Annotated in this window: 1 protein-coding gene; it reads left to right on the forward strand. The window is 66.2% G+C overall.

Annotation, left to right across the window (positions count from 1 at the left end; all coding sequences use genetic code 11):
- Nucleotides 1–634: 634 nt before the first annotated feature.
- Nucleotides 635–2,062 (forward strand): group II intron reverse transcriptase/maturase, encoded by a 1,428-nt coding sequence (gene ltrA, locus LL236_RS14705; protein WP_228179573.1) that lies wholly within the window; start codon nt 635–637, stop codon nt 2,060–2,062.
- Nucleotides 2,063–2,173 lie beyond the last annotated feature (111 nt).

Genomic DNA, 2,173 nt, shown 5'->3' on the forward strand with positions numbered 1-2,173 from the left:
TCTGGCTCACCGACATCGAGCGCCACGAGGCGCTCTTGAACCTTGCGGTGGTGAAAGGACACCGCTCGGCGCCTGTCGCAGCAGGCGTGTGATAGCTGGAGGACGATCTGGCCCGTTGGCGTGAGCGGGTTGGGTGGAGCAGTCCTCGACAACGACGAGTCGTGCCAGAACTGCCAGATGGTGCGGGCTCGGCTAGCGAGACGGAGAGGCATACGGATAGGAACCAGTGGCTGAAAGCCTCTCAATACGAGACCACCGACTCCAACCTGGCGGATGCGGGTCGGGTTGCATCGCGCACCTTCACGGCTTCGGCGGTGAGGGGAACTCCTGGGCTGGGTGATGTCGCCGGTCGGGAGGCCACGGTGAAAGCCTGCGGCGTAGCCGTGGCGAGGATGCTGGGGCATAACTGGGTGCCGATCCCGTCGAAGGGTTCGAGAGTGAACGTGGGAACTATCCCGGCCTCGCCGGAGGTGCGTCGCCGCCAGCGACGACACCGAGGGCTGAGCGCACGGCCTGCTGATCGGGCCGGGATGGGACGGAGGGCCCGTAGTAGTCCGAGGCCGGGAAAGCCGGCCGCATGGCGAAGGGGTCCAGTGTGATCGCAGGATCGACAAGCAGTAAGGGAGACACAACCGTGAATGCGGATGTTCCGTGGCCAGCCGATACTCAGGAGGCGTGGGCGCGGGTACTGAGAATGCAGACGAAACTGCACCAATGGGCGACGACCGACCCCGGTCGTCGCTTCGATGATGTGTTCAACCTGGTCTATGACCCCGGGTTCCTCGTTGCGGCGTGGAGCCGGGTGGCGGGCAACAAGGGAGGCCGCACCGCCGGAGTCGACGGAATCGCCCCGCGATCCGTCCCGCCGGAGAAGGTGCACGGGATGCTCGCCGAGCTGCGCGAGAGCGTGAAGCACGGCGAGTTCGTCCCAGAGCGGGTGCGTCAGAAGTCGATCCCGAAAGCGAACGGCAAGGTCCGCAAGCTCGGGATTCCGACGATGACGGACCGGATCGTTCAGGCCTCTTTGAAGCTGGTGCTGGAACCGATCTTCGAGGCCGACTTCCAGCCGTCCTCGTACGGGTTCCGGCCGCGCAGGCGGGCGCAGGACGCGATCGCGGAGATCCACTACTACGCCTCACGTGGCTACGTGCAGGTGTTCGAAGCGGATATCACCGCGTGTTTCGACGAGATCGACCACGACGCGCTCATGCAGCGCGTCAGGGCGCGGGTCGTCGACAAGCGTGTGTTGCGTCTGGTCCGCGGGTTCCTGAGAGCGGGCGTCCTCAGTGAGGACGGCGTGAACAGGGACACGTTCACCGGCACCCCGCAAGGCGGGATCTTGTCGCCACTGCTGGCGAACATCGCCCTGTCCGTGGTGGACGAGCACTTCCAACGCAAGTGGGACATGCTCGGCCCGCAATGGTCGCGCACGAAGCATCAACGCGCCGGGGGCGCGACGATGAAGCTGGTCCGCTACGCGGACGACTTCGTCGTCCTCGTCCGCGGCACCCGCGAGGATGCCGAAGCGCTCTGGGACGAAACAGCCACCGTGCTCGCGCCGATGGGTTTGCGCCTGTCGGTCGAGAAGACGACGGTCACGCACATAGACACCGGGTTCGACTTCCTCGGGTGGCGCATCCAGCGCCGCCGGATCAGAGGTCATGGCGGGAAGACCGCGATCTACACCTACCCGTCACGGAAGTCGCTGGCTTCCATCCGGGACAAGGTGCGGACGCTGACCCGCCGGGCATCCCATCGAACGCTCGCCGACCTGCTGCGCCGCCTCAACCCGGCGCTGCGGGGCTGGTGCGCCTACTTCCAGCACGGCGTGGTCAAACGCGTCTTCACCGTCATCGATCACTTCGCCTTCTGGCGGATCGTGGGCTGGCTGAAGAAGCGGCACCCGAAGCTGAATATGCGCACCCTCGTCAGACGGCACCTGCCCCGGTGGCAGATCCGCGCCGAGGGGATCGAGTTCTTCCGTGCCTGGCAGGTCCCCGTGACCCGCTACCGCTACCGAGGAACCCGCATCCCGAACCCCTGGGCGAGCGTCACGGCGTGATCGCATGGAGAGCCGGATGCTCAGGAATGGGCACGTCCGGTTCGGAGGGCGGCCAGCAGAAACCCACCCGGCGCAAGCCAGACAGGGCGCTGCTGGCCGACCCTACACGGA

The organism is Microbacterium schleiferi (assembly GCF_020781975.1).
Classification (GTDB): domain Bacteria; phylum Actinomycetota; class Actinomycetes; order Actinomycetales; family Microbacteriaceae; genus Microbacterium.